The organism is Microcystis sp. LE19-8.1F, assembly GCF_027531715.1.
In the GTDB taxonomy this organism is placed as follows: Bacteria; Cyanobacteriota; Cyanobacteriia; order Cyanobacteriales; family Microcystaceae; genus Microcystis; species Microcystis wesenbergii_A.
In genome coordinates this window covers 1-2,992 of sequence record NZ_JAPZSO010000165.1, presented here as the reverse complement: position 1 = coordinate 2,992, position 2,992 = coordinate 1, and the positions used below count along the sequence as shown (strand labels likewise).

The following is a 2,992-nucleotide window of genomic DNA, read 5'->3' as shown; positions in this document are numbered from 1 at the left end:
GTTGGCGGCTATTTATAACTGTGAGTTAGGGATAGGTATAGCAGCTTCTTAAAAGTTGCCTAAAGATTAATCAAGTCAAGGAGAATTTATTCTCAATTATAAAAATTGAGATAGTTTGTGCCGCTTAAATAAAGAGGTTTTCATAACCAAATTAAAGCATATCTAAAGAGTTTTGAGTTAAAAGTAAAACTTCAAGTTTTCATTCAGAACAAATATACCAATTAACTGATTTTTGGGGTAAAATTAGTTGACCAATCATTATAACATATAATTAATTTGCAAGAGTTCTACTGATCACTGAAAAAAGCTCCCCACACCCCACACCAATGCTTAACAATCAAAGAGCTTCGCCGGTGTCTGTAATTTGTTTAGGGGAAATCCTCTATGATCTAATTGCCGATCAGAGCGATCGCTCTATAGAGCAAGTAACTTCTTGGACAACCTACGCCGGGGGTGCGCCGGCAAACGTGGCCTGTGGATTGCGAAAATTGGGCATAAATTCGGCTTTTATCGGTTGTGTGGGCAAAGATCAACCTGGAGAACAGTTAATCGCCTTGCTAGACGCTCTCGGAGTCGATACCACTGGTGTACAGTATCACCCCACCCTACCCACCCGACAAGTTTATGTCACCCGCGATGCTGGGGGAGACAGACATTTTGCGGGTTTTGGCGGCAGAAAAACGACTGATTTTGCCGATACTGCCCTTAATGCTGACCTATTGCCCGAAAATCTCTGGAAAAATGCCGATTATCTAGTGATGGGAACCCTAGGGTTAGCCTATCCCCCGGCGAGAGCTGCGATGATGCGCGCCCTGCAATTGGCTAAAATTTACGGGGTGAAAGTATTGATCGATATCAACTGGCGACCGGTTTTTTGGCCTAATCTTGAGGCTGCCCCTGATATCATTCGAGATTTTATCGTCCAGGCCGATTTGCTCAAATGTAGCGAGGAAGAAGCAGCATGGTTATTTGGCACTGATAACCCGGGAGAAATATCATCACAATACCCCAATTTAGTGGCAATTCTGGTTACTGGCGGCGCAAAAGGTTGTAAATATCATTTAGGCAAAAATAGCGGCACTGTCGAGGCTTTTCCCGGGGAGGTGGTGGATACAACCGGGGCGGGGGATGGCTTTGTGGCGGGTTTTTTGGCTCGTGCCGGTCTTGGAGGCGATAAAATTGGGGAAAATGCCGATTTAGCCCGTAAGGCGGTGATTTATGCCTGTGCGGTGGGGGCAATGGTGACAAGGGGGGCAGGAGCGATCGCATCCCAACCGACTCGGGAACAGGTGGAGGAGTTTCTAGCGGCCTTTGACTCCTAGAAATTATACTAGGGTTTGCTGAAAAAGTTTGTTGGTGGTGGCAGGGTGTGGCCCCCCCAACCCCCCCGACATCGGGGGTGTGGGGTGTGGGGTGTAGGGTTTTACCAGTTTTGAGGTGGCCAATTACCTAATTTTCAGGGGAAAAGTACCTGAATTTCCCCCCCCAATCACTCCCATATCCGGTAATTTTTGATTGACAAAAGGCCTAAAAGTCTTATCCAACAAGGTTTTTAGATTTATTCAGCAAGCCCTATACTAAATCCGGTTATTAAAGACTGATTATTTATTCCCCCTTTTGCATGAGTGCCTTTTGCCTTTTGCCTGTCCTGATATATAGCCTATACTCAACGGATTTAGTATTAGTTATCTCCTGGAGCAAGCCAGATTACAATAAGCTGCCCGCGCATTTAAATTGCTTGTTGAGACGAGGCAAGAGGCAAGAGGCAACAGTAAAGGGATTGGGGGAGATTCGGCTAATCTTAAGAATAAGCGCTTTAAATGCGTCTTAGCTTATCATCGCACGGGAGAAAAAGCCCGATTATTTGATGATGTTTATTATGGGGCGGGGACTTGGAAATAGCCACGACGAGTGGTAATGAAGGCAGAATGGTTAGAAAAAGGGGCTAACCCTAGATTTATCGTTACCAATTTACTCACAGACGCCCAAGAACTCTAGGATGATTTTTATGTCCAAAGAGGAGCTAGTTCGGAGCATAGAATTAAAGAATTAAAACTAGGAATCAAAGCTGACAGACTCAGTTGTCAAAAATTTATTGTCAATCAGTTTCGTCTGTTTTTGTCCCAAGCTGCTTATATTTTGCTGCTGGGGATTCGGCAAGCAGCACCGGGGACAAGATTGGCAAAGGCGACAGTTTCTCGTTTAAAAGAAACTCTTATTAAAACTGCGGCAAAAGTTAGTTTTTCGGTCAGAAAAGTATTAGTTGAGTTAGCAGATAATTGTCCATTTGCCTATGAAATTAGTCTAATTTAACAGCGAATTTACAGTGGAGTTCAATTGATTTTTTCTTCAAGCCAAGCCTTCCTAGTATTATTGTATCTAAATGACAATTTAAGTTGCTTTTTTAGGCTTTAATTGTTAATTTTGTGCGGTTGATTAAGGATTTTTACTTACTTATTTAACCCCCCAAAAAAAACTGGATGTAAATCCAGTTTGTCTGGTTCCTTGTTTTTTGGTTCATGAATAATGCCGGTTTAGGCAATCCCCCGATTTTAAAGAATTATGATTATGACTCGATTGATTTATTACGTCGCACTTTTCACGAGAGGGAACAAATTGACAAAAACAAAAACTCTTTGATTAATCAGCTTAGACAGCGATTATGTTGTGAATACCCAGAAATCGCCCAAAGAGACTTTGATTATATTGGAGTTAATGGGTTTAATCCCAGTTTAGGACATATTGCCGGATTAAGAAATAACTCGCGCATTAAAAACACGGTTGGCACTGGAATTAGTGAGTTTAGTCAGCTATTAGCTAAGGATATTGTCGCCTATCAGGATAGAATTGTAGACAAAGAACAGCAGTTAAGCGAGATTCTAGAACTGGAACAATTTAAGCTTTATTGCCAAGTATTTGACCAGTTTCTTTTTGGTACGGTGACTAAAAGCTTGTTGCTTTTACACTGCTATCCTATCGAGAGATTTTTGGT

Annotated in this window: 1 protein-coding gene and 2 pseudogenes; all 3 read left to right on the top strand. The window is 42.2% G+C overall.

Annotated features, from left to right (window positions below; all coding sequences use genetic code 11):
* The first annotated feature begins 326 nt into the window (after nucleotides 1-326).
* Nucleotides 327-1,322, top strand: a complete 996-nt coding sequence (locus O9334_RS16265) for a carbohydrate kinase family protein (protein ID WP_045359672.1) — start codon at nucleotides 327-329, stop codon at nucleotides 1,320-1,322.
* Nucleotides 1,323-1,827: 505 nt separating this feature from the next.
* Nucleotides 1,828-2,313, top strand: a pseudogene (locus tag O9334_RS16260) (transposase); the annotation flags it as partial.
* A 206-nt stretch (nucleotides 2,314-2,519) separates the two neighbouring features.
* A pseudogene (locus tag O9334_RS16255) lies at nucleotides 2,520-2,992 on the top strand (IS110 family transposase); the annotation flags it as partial.

Excerpts from the sequence above, each read along its gene's own strand:
- O9334_RS16265 (WP_045359672.1), top strand. The coding sequence starts at position 327 with ATGCTTAACAATCAAAGAGCTTCGCCGGTGTCTGTAATTTGTTTAGGG.